Raw genomic sequence first — 23,129 nt, forward strand, 5'->3', positions numbered from 1 at the left:
ACTCTGGGACAGGCGGCGATTCTAACGCTTAAAAACCGCAAGACGACACCTCGGTGGGCATTTGTCAGGAACTTTCATTCAAGCCCTGGCTTCGGACTTTTTGATACCGACCGGATAATCGAAACCCGCTCGGTGGCAAATTCGCGGCTCTCGAAGGCGCATCGGCGTTTCATCGCTCATCAAACCCGACATAACTCGCAACACGGTATACTCCCGCTCTTTTTTCCGGAGCGACGTCATGTCCCTGCCTAGCTTGCGCCTCAAAGCCAACGCCGACCGTCGCCTGCGCGCCGGTCACTTGTGGGTCTACAGCAACGAAATCGACGTGACCGCCACGCCACTGCATGGCTTCAATGCCGGCGATCAGGCCATCCTCGAAGCGGCGGGCGGCAAGCCGCTGGGCATCGTGGCAATGAGCCCGAACAACCTGATCTGCGCCCGACTGCTGTCGCGCGACATCAAGGTAGCACTGGACAAATCGCTGCTGGTGCACCGCCTGAACGTGGCTCTGTCCCTGCGCGAGCGTCTGTTCGACAAGCCGTTCTATCGGTTGGTCTACGGCGATTCCGACCTGCTCCCAGGCCTGGTGGTCGACCGTTTCGGCGACATCCTGGTCGTGCAGATCGCCTCGGCGACCATGGAAGCGCATAAAGAGGACGTGATCGCCGCACTGACTCAAGTGCTCAAGCCAAGCGGCATTCTGTTCAAGAACGACTCCGCCGCCCGTGACGCCGAAGGCCTCAACCGCTACGTCGAAACGGTATTCGGCCTGGTGCCGGAGTGGGTGGCACTGGAAGAGAACGGCGTGAAGTTCGAAGCCCCGGTCATTCAAGGCCAGAAAACCGGCTGGTTCTACGATCACCGCATGAACCGCGCACGCCTGGCGCCTTACGCCAAAGGCAAACGCGTCCTCGACCTCTATAGCTACATCGGTGGCTGGGGCGTGCAGGCTGCAGCGTTCGGCGCCAGCGAAGTGTTCTGCGTCGATGCCTCGGCCTTTGCCCTTGACGGTGTCGAGCGCAACGCCGCGTTGAACGGCTTCGCCGACAAAATGACCTGCATCGAAGGTGACGTTTTCGAAGCCTTGAAAGAGCTCAAGGCCAGTGAAGAACGCTTCGACGTGATCGTGGCCGACCCGCCGGCGTTCATCAAACGCAAGAAAGACATGAAAAACGGTGAAGGCGCCTACCGTCGCCTGAACGAACAAGCCATGCGCCTGCTCAACAAGGACGGCATCCTGGTCAGCGCTTCGTGCTCGATGCACCTGCCGGAAGATGACCTGCAAAACATCCTGCTGACCAGTGCACGTCACCTGGATCGCAACATCCAGTTGCTGGAGCGCGGCGGCCAAGGCCCGGATCACCCGGTACACCCGGCGATCAACGAAACCCGCTACATCAAGAGCATCACCTGCCGCCTGCTGCCTAACAGCTGATCAATGCGGATGACGGGGAGCCAGCAGGCTCCCCGTTTGCTTTACGCCTGCCCCTGGCGAACTCTGCGTCACCTCTACGTCAACAATCACGACTTCCTACACGGACTTTCCTACTAACGTGAAGGATATTTCCTTACGCCCTTAAATTATTGAAAAACACCCTACAAAGTCCAACTCCAGCTAAAGATAGTTCCGACAAAATTACTGGAACATTCCTACTTAATATCCACTTGCCAATATTCCATTACAAACTATTATGAAGTTGTCACTACGAGGTGACTTCAACTATCAACGAACAAGGAGTTCACATCATGAAAAGCATTTCTCTGGAAACCAACAAAATCGCAAACCTGGCTTTTCTGGTTGCACCTAAAGCCCGCTAAGTGAGTCAGGACGCCGTGGAGTGCCGGCAACGCGGCGTCCTTTCGACTTTATCCAGAGTGAATGAATACCATGCACATAAACCCTTATCTATTTATATTGCCGCGCTCACCTGGACAAATAGTCTGGAACTACAAAGAGCACACCCAACATGAACTTGACCTGAACTATTCGACCCGCCTTGCACAACTAATAAACAACCCAGACCTCTTCGACCCACACAACATAATAGACACGCAACTATTAAGCGCCGGCATTCTAACCGTTTCAAAAATAGACAACCCGCCATGGGGTTGGGATGAACTGTCGAAGATCTATCACATCGGCACTCAAAACATTCCCTGCGAACACAGCCCGCAGAATATTCATGAGTGGTCCAGGCTATATCTGGCGCACTGCAACGAAGTATTGGCCACCCCGGCTCCCGCAACAGACCGGCCCATGCATGTGGCCGGACAGCGCATCGCTTTGCCCCTCCCGCGCAGTTTGAACGACGACAGCCTGAGTAACGCACTGCTCCAGCGCAAAACCTGTCGCTCCTACACCGGCGCAGCGATGACGCTCGATGACGTCGGCACCCTGCTTTACCTTTCTCTCGGTTACCTCCATGAGCGCGACCTCAATCGCGACGACAGCATTGCCCAAGACCTTGGCGCACGCCGCAGCAGTCCGTCCGGTGGTGGCCTGAATGCATGCGAAGGGTTTCTGCTGGTGCGCAACGTCGACGACCTGGAGCCCGGCATTTACGCCTACCACCCTGCCGAACACACCATTAGCCGGGTCAATCCCTTGCCTCAACCGGCGCTGGGCGACTTGCTGGGCGGCCAGCACTTCATCAACAACCTGCCGCTGGGATTGTTCATCACCGCTCGATTCGATCGGCTCTGGTGGAAGTACGAGCACTCACGCGCCTATCGCATGGCATTCATTGAGGCGGGTCATCTGTCGCAGACCTTTCAACTGATCGCCACAGCACTGGGTCTCAACACCTGGTTGACCGGTGCATTTGCCGACAAGCAGGTCGAAACGCTCCTCAAAATCGAGGGAAGCGCTGAACAACCTTTGTTCTTTGTTGGCTGCGGAGAAAGCGACGGACAGGTGATGTGCCAGGAAATGCGCGATCTCTTGCGCGAGGTACAAGCATGACCCTCCCTATCCCGGATTCGAACGAAGTACCGGTGTCATGGGCGCTTAAATTCACCCTGGGGGATTGGGACAGCCGCGCCTCGGTACGCAGCAGTACCCACGACTATCAATTGCCGGACGACGTGCTGCAGCAACTGCAAACCCGCTACTGGTTTCCACCGGCCTTTTTGCCTTATCTGGCCCACCCGGCCATCGAGGCCGCCGGACGCGAAGTGCAACACCGACTGACGGCCAACCATCTGGTGCACTTTCTCGATTACACCACCCTGCTCGAACATCGCATCGTCAATCGCGCGGTTGAGGTCATCGTTCATCGGGAACTGCCTATCTACGTGCCTCTGCCAATGAAACACGCGGCGCTGCAACTTTATACCGACGAGGGCTACCACGCGTTGTTCTCCAATCGTCTCGCGGAGCAGATCGCCGGGTTCTACGGGATGAGCGCACGTCCGGCGATTCCGAAGCGGATCACTCGCATGAACGCACTGATCGCCCGCACCCCGCAGAAGCACCGTGCACTGGCATGGCTTCTGCTTGGCTTCGTCTCGGAGACCATCATTGCCCGGGAGCTGCTGGACGTCTGTCGCGACAGTCTGGTGTCCAGCGTGAACGACATGCTGCGCGATCACCTGGCCGACGAAGCCCGCCACAGCCGCTACTTTGCCGAAGTGTTCCATTACTTCTGGCTTTCGATGAACAGTCGCCAGCGCACGTTTGCAAGCAGAACGCTGCTGGAGATCATCGGGCTTTTCTTCGAGGTCGACGAACGCTGGCTGCAACAGAGCCTGCGCGGTGCGGGCATTGCCGACAGCGACGTGATGGACATTGTCGCCAGCATGGCAACGGTGCAGGCCAACCGCGCGCGCGCACGTTCAGGCTCCATCGCTACGCTGGATGCACTGCGCAAGGCCGGATTTTTCGCAACGCCCCATAACCAGACACTTTTTGCCAAGGCAGGACTGATCGATGGATAACGGAAAGTACGCGGTAATCACACGCCAGCGTCGCGGGGCTGTCGGCCTTTTACTGGCCATGGTGCTGCTGGGCGTGTTTCCACTGGATGTCCTGCTTCCATCATTTCCGGCACTGGCGGCGCATTTCCGCAGCACACCGGCGGACATCGCGCTTTCAATCAGTCTGTTCGCCGTGGGCATCGCATTTGCCCAGTTGTTGATCGGCCCGCTATCCGATGTGATCGGACGCAAGGGCTTGTTGCTCGCCGGTATGAGCGTATCGATGCTCGGCGCCCTCGGTTGCGTGTTGACCGGCGACTACACGCTGTTCCTGATATTCCGGGTGGTGCAGGCACTGGGTTGCGGCTGTTTTGTGCTGTCCCAGGCACTGGTGCAGGACCTGTTCGAAGGCGAGGAGCGTGATCGCTTGCGTATTCTGATGGTCACCGCCACCGGGATTTTTATCTCCGTGTCGCCGCTGGCCGGCACCTTTCTGCAAGCCACCCTTGGCTGGCGCGGCAGTTTCGGGGTGTTCATCGCGCTGTCCGCCACGGTGCTGATCAAGGCATGGCTGTTTCTGGAGAACACTCGCCCTGTCGTCAGCGGCACGCACCCGGGTTTCCTCAAGGCCTATCGACGGGTGCTGGGAGATTTCGACTTTGTCGGCTACTGGCTGATTTCAGCCTTCGCATTCGCCTGTCATTTCTCCTTTATCGTGATTTCCCCACTGATCTTCATGGATCAACTGCAACTGTCGGCCTATGATTTTTCGCTGATCCTGCTGGTGTACGGCGCTGCGTATGTCGTCGGTGGCATCATCGCCACCGTACTGAACCGACGCATCACGCCGGGCCGGCAGATCATCACCGGGCTGAGTCTGATCCTGCTGTCAGGTTTGGTGATGCTTTATCTGGCGGCCAACCATGCACTGGCCCCAGCCACCGTTCTGATTCCGATGCTGATCTGCACGGCCGGCACCACCATCGCACGACCGGCAGCCACCTCGCGGGCCATGGGCCTGTTTCCCGAAAACGCCGGCACGTCGGCTTCGGCTGGCAGCACGATCATTTTCATTTGCGGCGGAATAATCAGTGCATTGATCAGCCTGAGCCCGGCCAACCTGCAATCCACGCTGGGTTACTGCTTTGTTTTGCTCAGTGGCGTGGCTCTGGCGTTGAACAGGGGGGTGAGCCGCCGCGCCAACATGCTCAAGATCAACACGACCGCGCAACCGGATGGCGAATAATCCTGCCAGTCGTCATCCCGCAACCGCCGCTGGCACTGCAACAACACTTTGCGCCATTCCCTCCAGACGCCAGCGGTGTAGAATCGCCAGATTCATCGCCATTCATCCCCCGGCGGGTTTATGAGCTCAGGCTGAGACCAGCGGCGATCCCGCAACGTCATCGGCCACTTCCAGACACACGGCCATTACCGGGTGTTCCAGACGTCAATAGAAGCTCACTTCCCCTTTGATACCTGATTAGCCGCCCGGAGTGCTTCAATGCCTGATTACCGTTCGAAAACATCCACCCACGGCCGCAACATGGCCGGCGCCCGCGCACTGTGGCGCGCCACCGGGATGAAAGATGACGACTTCAAAAAGCCGATCATCGCCATTGCCAACTCGTTCACCCAGTTCGTGCCGGGCCACGTGCACCTCAAAGACCTGGGCCAACTGGTCGCTCGCGAGATCGAACGCGCCGGTGGCGTAGCGAAAGAATTCAACACCATCGCGGTGGATGACGGTATCGCCATGGGTCACGACGGCATGCTCTATTCGCTGCCGAGCCGTGAAATCATCGCCGACTCCGTCGAATACATGGTCAACGCCCACTGTGCCGACGCCATCGTGTGCATTTCCAACTGCGACAAGATCACCCCGGGCATGCTGATGGCCGCCCTGCGCCTGAACATTCCGGTGATCTTCGTTTCCGGCGGCCCGATGGAAGCCGGCAAAACCAAACTCGCGTCCCACGGCCTCGACCTCGTCGACGCCATGGTGATTGCCGCCGACTCCAGCGCTTCTGACGAGAAGGTTGCCGAGTACGAGCGCAGCGCCTGTCCGACCTGCGGTTCCTGCTCCGGCATGTTTACCGCCAACTCGATGAACTGCCTGGTGGAAGCCCTGGGCCTGGCATTGCCGGGCAACGGTTCGACCCTGGCCACCCACAGCGATCGCGAACAACTGTTCCTGCAGGCCGGCCGGACCATCGTCGAGTTGTGCAAGCGTTACTACGGCGACAACGATGAGGCGGTATTGCCGCGCAACATCGCCAACTTCAAGGCGTTCGAGAACGCGATGATGCTCGACATCGCCATGGGCGGTTCGACCAACACCATCCTGCACTTGCTGGCAGCCGCTCAGGAAGCCGAGATCGATTTCGACCTGCGCGACATCGATCGTCTTTCGCGCAGCGTTCCACAACTGTGCAAAGTTGCGCCGAACATCCAGAAGTACCACATGGAAGACGTGCACCGCGCCGGCGGTATCTTCAGCATCCTCGGTTCTCTGGCCCGTGGCGGCCTGTTGCACACCGATCTGCCGACCGTACACAGCCGCAGCATGGAAGAAGCCATCGCCAAGTGGGACATCACCCAGACCACCGATGAGGCCGTGCACCACTTCTTCAAGGCAGGCCCGGCGGGCATTCCAACCCAGACTGCGTTCAGCCAGTCGACCCGTTGGGAAACCCTGGATGACGACCGTGAAAATGGCTGCATCCGCAGTTTCGAACACGCCTACTCGAAAGAGGGTGGCCTGGCCGTGCTGTACGGCAACATCGCGATGGACGGCTGCGTGGTGAAAACCGCCGGTGTCGACGAGTCGATCCATGTGTTTGAAGGCAACGCGAAGATCTTCGAAAGCCAGGACAGCGCCGTGCGCGGCATCCTCGCCGACGAAGTGAAAGAAGGCGACATCGTCATCATTCGCTACGAAGGTCCGAAAGGCGGCCCGGGCATGCAGGAAATGCTCTACCCGACCTCGTACCTGAAATCCAAAGGCCTGGGCAAAGCCTGCGCCTTGCTCACCGACGGCCGATTCTCCGGCGGCACTTCGGGCCTGTCCATCGGCCACGCTTCGCCAGAAGCCGCTGCTGGCGGTGCGATCGGTCTGGTGCGCGATGGCGACAAAGTGCTGATCGACATTCCGAACCGCTCGATCAATCTGTTGGTCAGCGACGAAGAACTGGCGGCTCGCCGGGTCGAGCAGGACAAGAAAGGCTGGAAACCTGTGGAAGTGCGTCCACGCAAAGTGACCACCGCGCTCAAGGCTTACGCCCTGCTGGCGACCAGTGCCGACAAAGGTGCTGTGCGTAACAAGGCGATGCTTGACGGGCTGTAAGCGTCAATCGCAGGAACAAAAATGCCTCGCCAAGTGCGAGGCATTTTTTTGTCTGGCCAGATTCCCCAGACACTGAAGATCAAAACTGTGGGACTGTCAGTGCACCCGGAATCCGGGCGCCCACAGAAGATCGGGGCTTACTGGATGTCTTCGGGTTTGACGATCACCCAGTTCTTGTCTGCCGTCACCGGCAACCCTTCCTTGGCCTGCGCCGCAGCGTGCTTGGCCATCATGCCGTTCAACTGCGTCATGTATTTGTCTTTGCGGTTGATCCACAAGTGAATGCCGCCCTTGGCCACGTCGACATCGTGGAACAGCATGTATCCGTCACTGGTAGGGGTGTCGCCGCCCACCAATACTGGTTTTTTCCACTCGTCGATGTAAGTCAGAATGGCGGCGTGCTTGCCGGCCATCCACGTCGCCGGGGTCCACAGGTATGGCGTCAGTTCGAGGCCGAGGTTGGCCTTCTCGTCATATTTGCCGGCGGTGATCTGCTTGCGCGCGGTGGTCAGTTCGTTGGTCTCGCGGTTCTTCAGCATCGTCGTCACGCCAATCACGTTCTGTGGTTTGACGTTGTAGCCGTACTTCGGATCGGCGGCGACCATGCGCACCAGTTCTTCAGACGCGGCGGTCATCACATAGACCTCGATGCCGTTCTCCATCAGCTTGTTGTAGAGCTCTTGCTGCCCGGTGAAGATTTTCGGCGGATTGACGTCGAGCGTCTTGACCACATCGCCGTCGTAATAAGTCGCCGGCACGGGTTTGCCCGAAGCCATCAGCTCATCGACGTAGCCTTTGAGTTCCTTGAGGGTGAAGCCGGAGAACACCTGCGCCACCCACGGGTAGCAGACCATGTCGTCGACTTCGCAGAGGCGATAGTAGTAACTGAACAGGCTTTCCTTGTGGTCGGCGGTGTCCTTGAACGGAATCAGTTTCAGGGAGGGGTCGAGTTTGTCGCGGGTGATCAGGCCCTTGTTTTCCATGAACGGCAACAAGGACTCTTCCAGGTCATAGCGGTAACTGGTGTTGTCCATGTCGAACACCGCGTAGTTACCTTTGTTGGCATTGGCGGCAATCATCGCGTCCAGCGCCTTGGCCTGATCGGCTGGCCAGTGTTTCAAATCGGTGGCGAATGCCTGACCGGCCAGGCCCAACCCCACAGTCAGTGCGACAGCCAGAAATTTCGGTGCAAACTTCATAAGCCCTTCTCCCTGATCAAAGAGACCGACGGTAACAAATAAGTGTGACCGTTTTCATCTGTCAGCGACCGTCCACGTCTCCATCACGCCAGATGCATTCCCCAGAGCGACGCCTACTTATTCCAAAAGCGACTATTACCCTGCGTTTTCGGTATTAATTCATTTGAAATCAAACTGTTAGGCTTGCCGGTTCGCAGCAGCCCCGCAAGGCTGCTGGCAAAGTCTTTCCTGGAGTTCTCATGAATCTACCGTTGATTCTCAACCTGCTGGTGTTCCTCGCCCTGCTCTTGGGTCTGGCACAAACCCGCCGCACCCATTGGAGCCTGGCGAAAAAAGTCCTGCTCGCGCTGGTGCTCGGTGTCACGTTCGGTATAGCTCTGCACGCCGTTTACGGGGCGGGCAATCCAGTGCTGAAAGCCTCGATTGGCTGGTTCGATCTGGTCGGCAACGGTTATGTGCAGTTGCTGCAAATGATCGTCATCCCGCTGGTGTTCGCTTCGATCCTCAGCGCGGTGGCCCGCCTGCACAACGCCTCGTCGCTGGGCAAGATCAGTTTCCTGACCATCGGCACGCTGCTGTTCACCACCGCGATTGCGGCGCTGGTCGGTATCGGCCTGACCAACCTGTTCGGCCTCAGCGCTGAAGGTCTGGTGGCCGGCACCCAGGAAATGGCCCGTCTGCAAACCATTCAGACCGACTACGCCGGCAAGGTCGCCGAACTGAATGTGCCGCAACTGCTGCTGTCGTTCATCCCGCAGAACCCGTTCGCCGATCTGGCGCGGGCCAAACCGACTTCAATCATCAGCGTGGTGATTTTCGCCGCGTTCCTTGGTGTCGCCGCGCTGCAACTGCTCAAGGATGACGTCGAGAAAGGTCAGAAAGTGATCAACGCCATCGACACCCTGCAAGCCTGGGTGATGCGCCTGGTGCGCCTGGTGATGAAGCTGACCCCGTACGGTGTACTGGCGCTGATGACCAAAGTGGTGGCTGGCTCCAACCTGCAAGACATCATCAAACTCGGCAGTTTCGTGGCGGTGTCGTACCTCGGTCTGGGCCTGATGTTCGTCGTTCATGGCCTGCTGGTGTCGGCGGCCGGGATCAACCCGCTGCGTTTCTTCCGCAAGATCTGGCCGGTGCTGACGTTTGCATTCACCAGCCGTTCCAGTGCAGCGAGCATTCCGCTGAGCATCGAAGCGCAGACCCGCCGTCTGGGCATTCCACAATCGGTAGCCAGTTTTGCCGCATCGTTCGGCGCGACCATCGGCCAGAACGGCTGCGCAGGCCTGTACCCGGCGATGTTGGCGGTGATGGTAGCGCCGACCGTGGGCATCAACCCGCTGGACCCGCTGTGGATCGCGACGCTGGTGGCGATTGTGACCCTGAGTTCGGCCGGTGTGGCGGGCGTAGGTGGCGGTGCGACGTTTGCCGCGCTGATCGTGCTGCCGGCGATGGGCTTGCCGGTGTCACTGGTGGCCTTGCTGATTTCGGTTGAGCCGCTGATCGACATGGGGCGTACAGCGTTGAACGTGAGTGGCGCAATCACCGCCGGTGCGATCACCAGTCAGGTGATGCAGCAGACCGATAAAGCACTGCTCGATGCCGATGAACATGGGCAGTTGGCACAGGCTTGAGTTGTTCTTTGCCTGACCTGCCCTCTTCCACATTGGATTTGTGTCGATCACAGATCCAATGTGTGTGGGCTTGCTCCGGGCGGCGTTCCGACGAAGCTCTTAAGCTTTTTCCCAGACCTCGAAGGTGTACGCCGGTTTGTCGCCCTCGGCCGCATTCGGCACATTCGACACCAGCTTCCACTGGTTAAGATCGAACGCCGGAAACCACGCATCACCTTCCGGGCTCAGCGCCACACGGGTCAGGTACAGACGATCCGCCTGCGCCAGCCCTTGCGCATACAACTGCGCGCCGCCAATCAGCATCAGTTCATCGACGCCCTGTTCCTTCGCCCATTGCTCGGCGCGAACCACCGCGGCTTCGAGTGATGGATAAACCTCAGCGCCTTCCAACACCAGATCGGCCTGACGACTGACCACGATGTTCAAGCGCCCGGGCAGCGGACGACCGAGGGAATCCCAGGTCTTGCGCCCCATGATGATCGGCTTGCCGAGGGTCGTGGCTTTGAAGTATTTGAAGTCCCCCGGCAGGTGCCAGGGCATGCTGTTATCGACGCCGATCACGCGGTTTTCACCGAGGGCTGCGATCAGGCTTAAGGGGAGTGTTTTAGTCATGCCGGCGAGGATACCAGAGCCTCGCTTGACCCGATAAGCGCCACAGCGGTTATGCTCACGGCTCAATTGAGCGACGGGATGCCGCGTGACACAACTGACTCCACTGCAAAACCTCTGGTTGACCGAAACCGTGCGCCTGCGCGAAGAACACGCGGGGCCTCTGGATGATCTGGAAGCCAATCGTCTGGCCCGCGCGGCTGGCGGCGATCTGCCGAGCCGTATTCAACGCCGTGCCTTGTGGCTGGCCGAGCGTGACGGGCTGACCAACGCACTCAAGCACTGGCTGCAAGGCGCGCGTCTGGCGCTGCTGTTAATGGTGGTGCTGGCCTGCGTGACCGGTGCCGGCATGGCGTTTTCCACGCTGGGTGACGGCACGCGCCCGGTGAATATTTTCTGGGCGTTGGGTACGTTGCTCGGGGTGAATCTGATTTTGCTGTTGAGTTGGGCGCTGGGACTGTTGTTCGCCGGGGAACATGGCGCCGCACTCGGCCGGCTCTGGCTTTGGCTCAGCGAAAAATTCGCCCGTGACGCCAAAGCCGCGCAGTTGCCCCCAGCGTTGCTCGTCTTGTTGCAACGCCAAAAACTCAATCGTTGGGCGATCGGCACGCTGGTCAATGGCCTGTGGCTGCTGATCATGCTCAGCGCTTTGAGCATGCTGGTGTTGATGATGGCTGCCCGGCGCTATGACTTCATTTGGGAAAGCACGCTGTTAGGCGCCGACTTCTTCGCCGCCCTGACGGATGCGTTGACGGTCATTCCCCATGCCTTGGGTTGGAGTGCGCCGCGCGTCGACATGATTCGCGTGACGCTGGACACCGACTACAACCGTGCGTTGGTTCGCCAGTGGTGGGCCATCTGGCTGGTGGGCGCGGTGCTGATCTATGGCGTCTTGCCGCGTCTGATACTGATGTTGTTCTGCCGCTGGCGCTGGAAACGGGGACGTGACCGCTTGCATCTGGACCTGAACCTGCCCGGCTACGCCCAACTGCGCGAACGCCTGATGCCGACCAGCGAACGCCTCGGCGTCACCGACGCCGCGCCTGAGCAATTGCACCGCGTCGAAAGCAGCGTCAGCGAACACGCCAGCGAAGGCGCATTGCTGGTGGCGATCGAACTCGACGAGCAACGCCCATGGCCGCCGGCCCTGCCGAAAACCGTGAGCAACGCTGGCATCCTCGACAGCCGCGAGTCACGCAACAAACTGCTCGAACAACTCAGCCGCTTTCCCCCGGCACGTCTGGTTATCGCTTGCGATCCACGGCGCTCGCCGGATCGCGGCAGCCTCGCGCTGATCGCCGAACTGGCGCGCAACGCCAGCGCCACCCGCGTCTGGCTGCTGCAAGCGCCGCCCGGTGAAGCGCTGGACGCCGAACGCCTCGGCGACTGGCACATCGCACTGCAACAGTTGGAACTACCCTTTGCTGATTGCGCGCCGTTGAACTGGCTGGAGAACGGTCATGACTGATGCCTTCAAAGCGCCGCTGAAACTCGCCGTGGTCGGCCACACCAACGTTGGCAAGACTTCGCTGTTGCGCACGCTGACCCGCGATGTCGGTTTCGGCGAAGTCTCGCATCGGCCAAGCACCACCCGGCATGTCGAGGGCGCGCGACTGTCGGTGGACGGCGAGCCGTTGCTCGACCTCTACGACACGCCGGGGCTGGAAGACGCCATCGCCCTGCTGGATTTTCTCGAACGTCTGGAACGCCCCGGCGAACGCCTCGACGGCCCGGCGCGGCTGGCGCGGTTTCTCGACGGCAGCGAGGCGCGCCAGCGTTTCGAACAGGAAGCCAAAGTGTTGCGGCAACTGCTCGCCTCCGACGCCGGTTTGTATGTGATCGACGCCCGCGAGCCGGTGCTGGCCAAGTACCGCGATGAACTGGAAGTGTTGGCCAGTTGCGGCAAACCGCTGCTGCCGGTGCTCAATTTCGTCAGCAGCGCCAACCACCGCGAACCGGATTGGCGTGACGCGTTGGCGCGTCTTGGTCTGCATGCGCTGGTGCGTTTCGACAGCGTGGCGCCGCCCGAGGATGGTGCGCGACGGCTGTATGAAAGCCTCGCCTTGTTGCTGGAAAACGCCCGGCCGCAACTGGAACGCTTGATTGCAGATCAGCAGGCACAGCGACTCGCCCGGCAGCACAGTGCAGCGCGGTTGATTGCCGAATTGCTGATCGACTGCGCCGCGTGCCGCCGCAGCGTGGTCAGCGAAGCCGAGCAGGAACAGCAAGCCATCAGCGAACTGCGCAAGGCTGTGCGCCAGCGCGAACAGAAGTGCGTCGAAGCGCTGCTCAAGCTGTATGCGTTTCGCCCGCAGGATGCGGCGGCGAGTGATCTACCGTTGCTCGATGGCCGCTGGGGCGATGACCTGTTCAACCCGGAAACCTTGAAGCAACTCGGTGTGCGTGTGGGGGGCGGGATCGCTGCCGGGGCAGCCGCCGGGGCTGGCGTGGATTTGCTGGTGGGCGGCATCACCCTCGGCGCGGCGGCATTGGCCGGGGCAATTGCTGGCGGTGCGCTGCAAACGGCGCGCAGTTATGGCAGTCGCTTGCTCGGCAAGATCAAAGGCCAGCGCGAGTTGACGGTGGATGATGCCGTGTTGCGGCTGTTGGCGTTGCGCCAGCGCCAGTTGCTGCTGGCCCTGGATCAGCGCGGGCATGCGGCGCTGGACGCGGTTCAGGTTGCCGCACCGCAGGACAAAACCTGGCGACAGGGCAAGTTGCCGGAGGCGCTGAGCAAGGCGCGGGCGCATCCGCAATGGTCGTCGCTCAACCCGCATGCGAAGTTGAATCAGGCGCAGCGGCAGGAGCAAATTGAGTCTTTGGCTGAGGATTTGTAGCGCCTGAGCCGGCCTCTTCACGAGCAAGCCCGCTCCCACAGAAAAACGCATTCCCCCGGGCTTGCTCGCGAATGAAGGTCTTGTGACCTGCCATCAAATGTCCCCCAGCAACTGCGCGACATTGCGCTCGGCCATGGCCGGACCGACGCTCATGCCGACGCCGGTGTGCATCAGCGCCACACTCAGCCCCGGTGCCGGGCGCAGGAACGAAAACGGCCCCGGCCCACGGGCGCCATAGACACCCTGCCAGCGCTCGATCACTTTCACCTTGCAGCCGAGGGTATGTTCGGCCAGTTCGAGCATCCAGGTGTCGACTTGCTCGGCGTTGAACGGCGACGGATCGCTGCCGTAGTGGTGCGAATCGCCGATGATCAACTCGCCATACGGTGTCGGACTGATCAACAGGTGAATGCCGTTTTCATGCAGGTGCGGTTGTTCGCGCAGGATCTGCGCCTGCACCGCCGCCGCTTCCGGCAAGTCGGCGAAGGCGCCGTAGTGCACGCCGCTCAACCCCGTGAGCAAGGCGTGTTGCAGGTTCAGGTCGACGTGCGGTTTGGCGCGGAGCATTTGCAGGCGGCAGATTTGCGGGTCGAGCGTGGCAATCGGTTCGGCCAGCAGCGTCTGATAATCATGGCCGGAGCAGACGATGATCTGTTTGGCGGTGAACGAACCGGCCGTGCTGTGCAGACGCCCCGGCTCCACATCGCGCACCAGCGTCGAGAAATGAAATTCGACGCCGAGGTCGCGGCGCAGGTAATCGATCAATGCTGGAATCGCTTCACGCGAATACAACTGTTGATCGTCCCTCCCGTGCAAGGCTGCACGGTGATGGCTGAACTGACCGCTGTAGAGGTCGCGCAACGCGGCGCCGCGCAACAAGTCGACGTTGTAACCGTGTTCCACGGCGCGGCCGGCGCAAAAGGCTTCGAGCAGGTGTTCTTCAGCTTCAGTGCGGGCAAACAGGTACGAGCCGTTACGCTTGATTTGCAGGCCGGCGAGCTGCGCCCAGTCGCCCCAGATCTCGCGGCTGGCCTTGGCCAGTTCGAGCATTGGCCCGGGTGGCTGGCCGGTGACCAGTGCCTGGCCGAAGTTGCGCACCGAGGCGCCGAGGGGCGTGGCCGTGCGTTCGAAAACCGTGACTTTGAGACCGCGTTTGGCGGCGGCATAGGCGTGGGACAGGCCGAGGATGCCGGCGCCGACGATCAGCAGGTCGTTGTGTTGTGTCATGGAAATTTTCCCTGAATGGGAGACCGCCTTCGCGAGCAAGCCCGCTGCCACAGGGGATTTTGGGTGCCCACAGAATGTGTGTTCACTGAAGATCCAATGTGGGAGCGGGCTTGCTCGCGAAGCGGCCCTGTCAGTCGATAAAGAGCTTACTTGGCGACGACTTTCTCGGACTTGCCGTCATAGCGCTTGCGCCACTCGGCCAGGATCTCGTCGCGGTTCTTCGAGGCCCAGGCAAAGTCGTTTTTGATCAAACGCTGCTCGTAATCAGCCGGCAATTCCGTCTGCGGCTTGGCGATCCCCGGCTGGGCAAGAACAGCGAAGTTCTCCTTGTACAGATCCATCGCCTCGGCGCTGGCGGAGAAGTCGGCGAGTTTCTTCGCGGCTTCTTCATGCGGCGTGCCTTTGATCACGGCAGTCGCCTCGATCTCCCAGCCCAGGCCTTCCTTCGGCAGGATGATGTCCAGCGGCGCGCCCTGGCGCTTCAACTGAACGGCCGGGTATTCGAAGGAAATACCAATCGGGAACTCGCCCGCCGCCGCCAGTTTGCAAGGCTTGGAGCCGGAGTGAACGTACTGGCCGATGTTCTGGTGCAGGCCGTCCATGTACGCCCAGCCCTGCTTCTCGCCGAAGGTTTGCAGCCAGGCGCTGACGTCGAGGAAACCGGTGCCGGACGACGCCGGGTTGGGCATGACAATCTTGCCTTTGTACTCAGGCTTGGTCAGGTCCTGCCAGCTCACCGGTTTGCTCAAGCCCTGCTTCTCGGCTTCGACGGTGTTGAAGCAAATGGTCGCGGCCCACACGTCCATGCCGACCCAGGCCGGCGGGTTGGCGGCGTCGCGGTAGTTCGCGCCGATCTTGCCCAGATCCTTCGGTGCGTAACTTTGCAGCATGCCTTGCTGGTCGAGGATCGCTAGGCTCGAGGCGGCCAGGCCCCACACGGCGTCAGCCTGCGGACGGGCCTTTTCGGCCAGCAGTTTGGCGGTGATGATCCCGGTGGAATCGCGCACCCATTTGATCTCGACGTCCGGGTTGGCCTTTTCGAAGGCGTCCTTGTAGGACTTCAGTTGCTCGGCTTCGAGGGCGGTGTACACCGTCAACTCGGTTTTCGCCGCGAAGGCATTCAGGCTGAAAGTGGCGAGCACAGCAGCGGCCAGGGCCATAGGCTTGAACATGATCGTTTTCCTGTCTTTTTGAGTTGAGGGTTACGGGAAACATCAGTGACCGGGCGCGGTTTGCCGCCAGGCCTGGGAACGGCGCAGCAAACCGCGCGAAGCCCACGCCAGCAGCAAGGACACGCCCGCCGAGGTGAACAGAATCAGGGTCGACATCGCTGCCGCGCCGCCGACGTTGCCGGCGTCATCCATGTTCAGCACCGCCACCGCCGCAAGAATGGTGTCCGGGCTGTAGAGGAAGATCGCCGCCGACACCGTGGTCATCGCCGAGACGAACAGGTAACGCACGATGTCCAGCAACGCCGGCAGGCAGATCGGCACGGTCACGCGCAGGTAATGCCGATACAGCGGCGCCTTGAGCGACAGCGCGGCGGCTTCGAACTCGGCATCGAGCTGGCGCAGCGCGGTGGTTGCGGTCATTTGTGCGGTGGTCAGATAGTGCGCAATGGTGCAGACGATCAGCAGGGTCATCGTCCCGTAGAGCACATGCAGCGGGTTGCCGGTCAGGTTGAAAAAGAACACGTAACCCAGACCAAGCACCAACCCCGGCACCGCCATCGGCACGAAACTGAGCATGCGCAACGCCAGATTGAGGCCGCGTTGCGTGCGTGTTTTTTCCATCAGATACGCGCCGGTGAAGATCAGCACACTGCCAATCAGCGCCGTACCCAGCGCCATCTTCAAACTGTTGCTGTAGGCCAGCCAGCCACCGCCGGCGGTTTCGTTGAACTGATAGTGGTTGAGCGACAGCGACAGGTTGTACGGCCAGAACTTCACCAGCGAGGAGAACACCGCCATGCCGAACACCAGCAGCAACGCCGCGCAGATCAGCAGGACGATGACCAGATAGCAGCCATCACGCACTTTCGACGGCGCCGGTTTGAACACCTGGGCGCGGCCACTCATGGAGTCGCCGTGACGTCGACGCAACCACGCATCGACGCCAAAGCTCAGCAGCGCCGGCAGCAACAGCACCATGCCGATCAACGCACCACGGCCGAATTGCTGCTGGCCGACCACGGCTTTATAAGCCTCCAGCGCCAACACTTGATAGTCGCCACCGACCACCACCGGCACACCGAAATCGGTGATGGTCAGGGTGAACACCAGACAGAACGCGGCGAACACAGCCTGTCGGGTCGCCGGCCAGGTGATGCTGCGAAACGCCTTGGCCGGACTGGCGCCCATGCTCGACGCCGCATCGAACAGCCGCGCATCGGCCAGGGACAGCGCCGACAGCAGAATCATCAGCGCATGGGGAAAGGTGTAGATCACCTCACCCAGCACAATCCCCCAGAACCCGTAGATGTTGTCCGAGAGCAGCCCGCGCAACAGGCCTTGATTGCCGAACAGATAGACCAGCGCAATCCCCGGCAGCATCGACGGCGCCATCAGCGGTAGCAGGGAAATCCCGCGCCAGATGCCTTTGGCCGGAATCAACGTGCGTTGCAGGGCGTAGGCAAACAGGTAGGCCAGCGGTACGACGATGGCTGCGACGCTGAGGGAAACTTTCAGGCTGTTGCCGAGCAGCCAGTGGAAATTCTCGCTGGTCGCCAGTTCTTTCGCAGCGAGCCAGCCACCGCCCTGCCCGGCTTCGCTACTGAAGCCGCGCCAGAAGATCGCCAGCAACGGCAACAGCACCGCAACGCCAAGCAGTACCAGCAGCAGGAGTTTGCCGCCGACGACGAAGATGCGGTCGCCGATCTCGGCACGGGACGTCTGACGCACCTGCTTATGCGGGAGCGGCAGCGCGAGGTGGCTGCTCATCAGGCAAACACCTGCAGGCTGCGCGGCGGCAACGCAACCATGATCTGCTGGGCGCCGAGGCGCGGCATGGCCTCCGGCGCCAGTTCGGCGAGCAGCGCGTGGCCGGGCAGTTGATCGAGTTCGAAGCTCATGCGGCAGCGGTTGCCGAGGAAGGTGATCTCGCGGACTTTGGCCGGGAACAGGTTTTCTTCGTGCACCAGCGGATTGACGTTGATCGCTTCGGGGCGGCAGAACAATCGGCCCGAGGCGCCGCTCACGCTGCCATCCGCCAGACGCACATCCATCCCGCCCACCCGGGCGTGGCTGGCGCTGCTGCGCTGGAACGGCAGCCAGTTACCCTGCCCGACAAACTCGGCCACAAACGGTGTGGCCGGGCGGTTGTAGATGTCCTGCGGGGTGGCGTACTGCTCGACCCGACCGTTATTCATCACGGCGATGCGGTCGGCCATCAGCATGGCTTCGTCCTGATTGTGCGTGACCATCAGGGTGGTGATGCCGAGGTTGCGTTGCAGTTGGCGCAGTTCGGTACACAAATGCTCACGCACCCGGGCGTCAAGGGCCGACATCGGTTCGTCGAGCAGCAGCAGCGACGGTGCCGGGGCCAGAGCGCGGGCCAGTGCCACCCGTTGCTGTTGGCCGCCGGACAATTGGCCGGGGTACTTTTTCTCACTGCCGGTGAGGCCGACCAGTTCCAGCATCTCACCGACGCGGCGGCGCACTTCATCGCGACCGCTGCCGGCGAGGCCGTAGGCAATGTTCGCCTCCACCGTCAGATTGGGGAACAGTGCGTAGGACTGAAACAGAATCCCGTAGTCCCGGGCCTGCGGTGCGAGATTCGAGACATCGCGGTCACCGAGGTACAACTCGCCGCTGTCCTGCTTTTCCAGACCGGCGATGCAACGCAGCAACGTGGTCTTGCCGCACCCGGACGGGCCGAGCAGGCACACCAGTTCACCGGCCGCGACGTCGAGGGAGACGTTATCCAGTGCGGTGAACGCGCCAAAGCGCTTCTGCACGCCGCGCACGTTCATCGGTGCGCCTGGGTGAGTCAGGGTGGTTGCGATGGCAGGATTCATGGGACAGACCTCATCAAGCAGATGAGGCAAATCCTAGCGTTGTAATGCGTCCGTCATGTGGCAGTGAGGCAAAAACGGCTGATAGTGGTATTCGGGGATTTTGGTTTGGGCTGAGGTTCTGCATTGCCTGGTCTGCCCCCTTCGCGAGCAAGCCCGCTCCCACAGGGGGAACGCATTCCAATGTGGGGCTTGCTCGCGAAGAGGCCCAGACATTCACCAAAAGATTCAGGCGATCGACACCTCTAGCCTCCACTCAGTGGCACATGGGCATGCGCCGCTGAGCGCGTTGATCACTCGGTCGGCACTAACCTGTCCAGCACACGATTGACCGCCAGCTCGGCCAGCATCACCACCTGGGCGATGCCTTGCAGGGTTTTGCGGTTCGAGCCTTCAACCATTGCTGCGTGGTTGTGGAGCATGACGGTGGCGGAGCCGAGGGTTTCACTGGCGTCGGCCAGCAGGGATTCGGTGTCAGCCTCAGGGTGTGCCATGTAGAGCGTGTTGGGGGTGTAGGACGTGGCCATGATGGCGGCGGCCGGCGGGCAGAGATAGTGGTCGAGGGCGCGCTCGGCGGCTTCGTGGAATTTCTTTGAATCGGGCGATTCGTAGGGGGATGCCGGATCGGAGATCGGCGGGTTTGGCGTTGGTTTGAACATTGAGTCTTTCTCCAGTAGAGCCGCAGCCATCTCGCTACTAAACGAAAGGGGTGGCAGCTGTGCGCAAGTTAGTAGACCGGCAGAAGACTCAAGACCCGGCGCACCCGAAGATGCCATGCGCACAGCCACCATCAAGTGCAAGCAAGCGCCCGACTGGATGATTCTTGTGCAGCCGTAAGTCAACTGATCCGGGCTACTAAACCCGATCACTGGAAATCAGTGATGCGAACCAAGTTACGCAGCCAGCCCAAGGCGCACAAGCCGGCGGATTCTGGTGCATGCGTAGGCAGCGGCGCAAGGATTTGTAGGCTGCCGGGCGTAACACCGAGTGTCTTTAAACACCTGCGCTGGAAAGGGTTTAGTGCCCTACAGAGATTGGGGATTTACCTGTCGGATTTTGCTGCGGCGACTGACCCCTTCGCGAGCAGCCCGCTCCCACAGGGGGAACGCATTCCAATGTGGGGCTTGCTCGCGAAGAGGCCGGCACAGGCACTGAAAGATCTCAGGCCGGGGACATTTCCTGCGCCAACCCCAAAAACGCCGCCGGCAACCGCGCATTCTTGCGCTCCTTGAGGCAGTACAGGTACTCGGGAATCTGCGGCGCATGCTCAAGGGTCAGCACCTTTAGCTGCGGATCATGCGGCACTTCCTGGCGGGCAATGATGCTGATGCCAATGTTGCGCAACACCGCCTCGCGAATCGATTCACGGCTGCCGATCTCCAGCAGCGGCCCGAAACTCACCCCGGCGCTGGCCAGCAACTCTTCGGTCAACCGCCGCGTGGTCGAACCCGACTCGCGCATCAGCAACGTATGCCCGACCAACGCACTCAGCGACACATGCTCATGCACCGCCAGCGGGTGATTGCGATGCACCGCCAATACCAGCGGATCCGTGCCGAGCACCCGACGAATCAGCCGCGCATCATCCAGCAACTGCGACGACGCGGCGACATCGACCCGGTAATCCTCCAGCGCTTCGAGCACCTGCTGCGAGTTGCCGATTTCCACCGACACGTCCACCTGCGGCAGGCGTTCGCGAAAAGTCTTCACCAGATCGAGGATGTAATACGGCGCGGTCGCGGCGATGCGTAGCGTGCCTTGCACCTGGCCGCTGTTGCGCAGGAAAAACTCGATATCGGCTTCCTGCTGCAACAACGCCTTGACCATCGGCAGCAGCCGCGCGCCTTCGTCGCTGACACTCAATCGGCGACCGCCACGGTAGAACAGCTCTACCGAATAGTGGCTTTCGAGGTTACGAATCTGCGTGGTCACGGTCGGTTGGCTGAGGCCGAGTTTTTTCGCCGCCAAAGTGATGCTGCCCAGACGGGCCACCATGTAAAACGCCTTCAGCTCGGCACTCAGCACAACCACCCCTCATCGTCTATTTGCGCAACAGGCGCAAACCGTTGAACACCACCAGCAGGCTCACGCCCATGTCGGCAAACACCGCCATCCACATGGTGGCGAGCCCGGCGAAGGTTACCCCAAGAAAGATAGCCTTGATCACCAACGCCAATGCAATGTTCTGTTTCAGGATGCTGGCGGTATCGCGAGACAGGCTGATGAATGCCGGAATCTTGCGCAGATCGTCGTCCATCAGGGCGACATCGGCAGTTTCGATAGCCGTGTCGGTGCCCGCTGCGGCCATGGCAAAACCGATCTCGGCGCGGGCCAATGCCGGGGCATCGTTGATACCGTCGCCGACCATGCCGACCCGGTGGCCCTGTGCGTAAAGCGCTTCGATGGCTTGCAGCTTGTCGGTCGGCAACAAATCGCCCTGAGCCTGATCGATGCCGACCTGCGCGGCAATCGCCTGCGCGGTGTGGACGTTATCGCCCGTGAGCATCAGGGTTTTCACGCCCAGCGCATGCAACTGGCGGATCGCTTCGCGACTGGTCTCCTTGACGGTGTCGGCCACCGCAAACAGCGCCAGCGGGCCGGACTTGTCGAGCAACAGCACCACGGATTTGCCCTGTTTCTCCAGCGCGAAGAGTTTTTCTTCCAGCGCCGGGGAGCACAGGTTCAGCTCTTCAACCAGACGATGGTTGCCCAAGTAGTAGACCTGGCCGTTGATCTCGCCTTTGACGCCACGGCCGGCCAGCGCTTCGAAGTTATCCACAATCTGCGCCGCGAGGTTTTTATCCACAGCGGCGTTGGCGATGGCCAGCGACACCGGGTGATCGGAACGGCCGGCCAACGCGGCAGCAATCGCCGGGGCGGTGGCGTCGGCCGTCGGATCGAGGGACAGGTAATCGGTCTGCACCGGTTTGCCGTGGGTGATGGTTCCGGTTTTATCCAGCGCCAGATAATCGAGCTTGAAACCGCCCTCCAGGTACACGCCGCCCTTGACCAGAATGCCTTTGCGCGCCGCCGCCGCGAGGCCGCTGACGATGGTCACCGGGGTGGAAATCACCAAGGCACATGGGCACGCGACCACCAGCAACACCAGCGCGCGGTAGATCCAGTCGAACCACACCGCGCCCATGAACAGCGGCGGAATGATCGCCACGGCCAGGGCCAGGACGAACACCGCAGGGGTGTAGATTGTCGAGAATTGATCGACGAAGCGCTGGGTCGGTGCGCGTGCGCCCTGGGCTTGCTCGACGGCGTGAATGATCCGCGCCAGCGTCGAGTTGTTCGCCGCTGCGGTGACCGCGTATTCCAGCGAACCGGCCTGATTGATGGTGCCGGCGAAGACTTTATCGCCCACGGTTTTCTCCACCGGCAGGCTTTCCCCGGTGATCGGCGCCTGATCGATGGTCGAACGGCCGCTGACGACTTCACCGTCCAGCGCAATACGCTCGCCGGGTTTTACCCGCACGCGGGCGCCGAGTTCGACGCTTTTCACTTCCTGTTCGAGCCAGCGACCGTCAGCCTGCAATACGGTCGCCTGCTCCGGGGTCATTTGCATCAGACCGCTGATCGCGTTGCGCGCACGATCCAGCGAACGTGCTTCGATCAACTCGGCCACGGTGAACAGGAACATCACCATCGCCGCTTCCGGCCATTGGCCGATCAACACGGCACCGGTCACGGCGATGCTCATCAGCGCATTGATGTTGAGGTTGCGGTTCTTCAGGGCAATCCAGCCCTTTTTGTAGGTGCCGAGGCCACCGCTGAGGATCGACACCAGCGCGATGATCGCCACCACCCAGGTCGGCGCGGCGTTGGTGAAGTGGATCACTTCGGCGGCGAGCGCACCGACGCCGGACAGCGCCAATGGCCACCAGTGTTTTTTCACGGGGGCCGGGGCTGGCGACTCGACGCCCGCCTCCAGCGGTTCGGCGTGCATGCCGAGGGATTTGATTGCCTCAGTGATGGGCTCGGTGCCTGGCAGCGTGTGGGTCACACCGAGCACGCGGTTGATCAGGTTGAATTCCAGTTGCTCGACGCCGGCCAGTTTGCCGAGTTTGTTCTGGATCAGCGTCTGTTCGGTCGGGCAGTCCATCGCCTCGATGCAAAAGCTGCTCAGCCGGGCGTCGGCGCTGGTCTTTTCGCTCAGTAGCACCCGTGCAGGTGCGGCGGCTTTCGATGCGCAGCAAGCGTCGCCGCCGTGGTCATGTTTATGCACAGGCTGCAATTTATGGCTGTGGTCGTGCCCCGCGTGGGGTTTGTGGGAGTGCAGGGAATCGCTCATTGGTCGCGTCCATGAAGGTGCCTGTTGCCAAGTAAAGACCCTGTAGCCACTATAGG

17 protein-coding genes are annotated in these 23,129 nt (G+C 60.9%); 8 read left to right on the plus strand and 9 right to left on the minus strand.

The window, feature by feature from the left end:
• Positions 1 to 238 precede the first annotated feature (238 nt).
• The 5 genes from AACY02_RS01005 (at position 239) to ilvD (ending at position 7,261) form a co-directional block, all read left to right on the plus strand.
• Entirely contained in the window at positions 239 to 1,435 is a 1,197-nt protein-coding gene (locus AACY02_RS01005; protein ID WP_339430370.1) for a class I SAM-dependent rRNA methyltransferase, read from the plus strand.
• Positions 1,436 to 1,888: 453 nt separating this feature from the next.
• Positions 1,889 to 2,962 (plus strand): SagB family peptide dehydrogenase, encoded by a 1,074-nt coding sequence (locus AACY02_RS01010; RefSeq protein ID WP_339430499.1) that lies wholly within the window; start codon positions 1,889 to 1,891, stop codon positions 2,960 to 2,962.
• Positions 2,959 to 3,936 carry a diiron oxygenase gene (locus AACY02_RS01015; RefSeq protein WP_339430371.1) on the plus strand — a complete coding sequence of 326 codons (978 nt, stop codon included), beginning with the start codon at positions 2,959 to 2,961 and terminating at the stop codon, positions 3,934 to 3,936. The genes AACY02_RS01010 and AACY02_RS01015 overlap by 4 nt, the downstream gene beginning before the upstream one ends.
• Complete coding sequence (locus AACY02_RS01020) at positions 3,929 to 5,161, plus strand: MFS transporter (RefSeq protein WP_339430372.1); 1,233 nt, start codon at positions 3,929 to 3,931, stop codon at positions 5,159 to 5,161. The genes AACY02_RS01015 and AACY02_RS01020 overlap by 8 nt, the downstream gene beginning before the upstream one ends.
• 258 nt (positions 5,162 to 5,419) lie before the next feature.
• The gene (gene ilvD, locus AACY02_RS01025) at positions 5,420 to 7,261 is read left to right on the plus strand and encodes a dihydroxy-acid dehydratase (protein WP_339430373.1); all 1,842 of its coding nucleotides are present in this window, start codon (positions 5,420 to 5,422) and stop codon (positions 7,259 to 7,261) included.
• Positions 7,262 to 7,398: 137 nt separating this feature from the next.
• Here ilvD and AACY02_RS01030 read toward each other — a convergent pair whose 3' ends face one another.
• Positions 7,399 to 8,460: a haloacid dehalogenase-like hydrolase gene (locus AACY02_RS01030; protein ID WP_339430374.1), complete on the minus strand. Its 1,062-nt coding sequence runs from the start codon at positions 8,458 to 8,460 to the stop codon at positions 7,399 to 7,401.
• Between the two features lie 239 nt (positions 8,461 to 8,699).
• On the opposite strand from AACY02_RS01030, the gene AACY02_RS01035 reads away from it, so the two are divergent.
• A complete protein-coding gene (locus AACY02_RS01035) occupies positions 8,700 to 10,091 on the plus strand; it encodes an L-cystine transporter (protein ID WP_339430375.1) in 1,392 nt (463 codons plus the stop codon).
• A gap of 99 nt (positions 10,092 to 10,190) precedes the next feature.
• Here AACY02_RS01035 and AACY02_RS01040 read toward each other — a convergent pair whose 3' ends face one another.
• Positions 10,191 to 10,703, minus strand: coding sequence for a dihydrofolate reductase (locus AACY02_RS01040; RefSeq protein WP_339430376.1), 513 nt, complete (start codon positions 10,701 to 10,703; stop codon positions 10,191 to 10,193).
• A gap of 85 nt (positions 10,704 to 10,788) precedes the next feature.
• On the opposite strand from AACY02_RS01040, the gene AACY02_RS01045 reads away from it, so the two are divergent.
• A complete protein-coding gene (locus AACY02_RS01045; protein ID WP_339430377.1) occupies positions 10,789 to 12,168 on the plus strand; it encodes a DUF2868 domain-containing protein in 1,380 nt (459 codons plus the stop codon).
• On the plus strand, positions 12,161 to 13,537 hold the full coding sequence (locus AACY02_RS01050; protein ID WP_339430378.1) for a GTPase/DUF3482 domain-containing protein: 1,377 nt from the start codon (positions 12,161 to 12,163) through the stop codon (positions 13,535 to 13,537). The genes AACY02_RS01045 and AACY02_RS01050 overlap by 8 nt, the downstream gene beginning before the upstream one ends.
• A gap of 93 nt (positions 13,538 to 13,630) precedes the next feature.
• Here the strand turns inward: AACY02_RS01050 and AACY02_RS01055 are convergent, their stop codons facing one another.
• From AACY02_RS01055 to AACY02_RS01085, 7 genes are all read right to left on the minus strand, one after another.
• A complete protein-coding gene (locus AACY02_RS01055) occupies positions 13,631 to 14,764 on the minus strand; it encodes a TIGR03364 family FAD-dependent oxidoreductase (RefSeq protein ID WP_339430379.1) in 1,134 nt (377 codons plus the stop codon).
• 146 nt (positions 14,765 to 14,910) lie between these two features.
• Positions 14,911 to 15,936: a putative 2-aminoethylphosphonate ABC transporter substrate-binding protein gene (locus AACY02_RS01060; RefSeq protein ID WP_130900350.1), complete on the minus strand. Its 1,026-nt coding sequence runs from the start codon at positions 15,934 to 15,936 to the stop codon at positions 14,911 to 14,913.
• Positions 15,937 to 15,978: 42 nt separating this feature from the next.
• Positions 15,979 to 17,703 carry a putative 2-aminoethylphosphonate ABC transporter permease subunit gene (locus tag AACY02_RS01065; RefSeq protein ID WP_339430380.1) on the minus strand — a complete coding sequence of 575 codons (1,725 nt, stop codon included), beginning with the start codon at positions 17,701 to 17,703 and terminating at the stop codon, positions 15,979 to 15,981.
• Positions 17,703 to 18,779, minus strand: coding sequence for a putative 2-aminoethylphosphonate ABC transporter ATP-binding protein (locus tag AACY02_RS01070; RefSeq protein ID WP_339430381.1), 1,077 nt, complete (start codon positions 18,777 to 18,779; stop codon positions 17,703 to 17,705). Before AACY02_RS01070 ends, AACY02_RS01065 begins: the two co-directional genes overlap by 1 nt.
• A 290-nt stretch (positions 18,780 to 19,069) precedes the next feature.
• On the minus strand, positions 19,070 to 19,435 hold the full coding sequence (locus tag AACY02_RS01075) for a DUF6124 family protein (RefSeq protein ID WP_339430382.1): 366 nt from the start codon (positions 19,433 to 19,435) through the stop codon (positions 19,070 to 19,072).
• A 502-nt stretch (positions 19,436 to 19,937) separates the two neighbouring features.
• Positions 19,938 to 20,801 (minus strand): LysR family transcriptional regulator, encoded by an 864-nt coding sequence (locus AACY02_RS01080; RefSeq protein ID WP_339430500.1) that lies wholly within the window; start codon positions 20,799 to 20,801, stop codon positions 19,938 to 19,940.
• Between the two features lie 16 nt (positions 20,802 to 20,817).
• Positions 20,818 to 23,073 carry a heavy metal translocating P-type ATPase gene (locus AACY02_RS01085; RefSeq protein WP_339430383.1) on the minus strand — a complete coding sequence of 752 codons (2,256 nt, stop codon included), beginning with the start codon at positions 23,071 to 23,073 and terminating at the stop codon, positions 20,818 to 20,820.
• Between the last annotated feature and the right edge of the window lie 56 nt (positions 23,074 to 23,129).

Origin of the sequence: Pseudomonas sp. EA_65y_Pfl2_P78, assembly GCF_963970495.1 — a bacterium.
GTDB lineage: Bacteria > Pseudomonadota > Gammaproteobacteria > Pseudomonadales > Pseudomonadaceae > Aquipseudomonas > Aquipseudomonas baetica_A.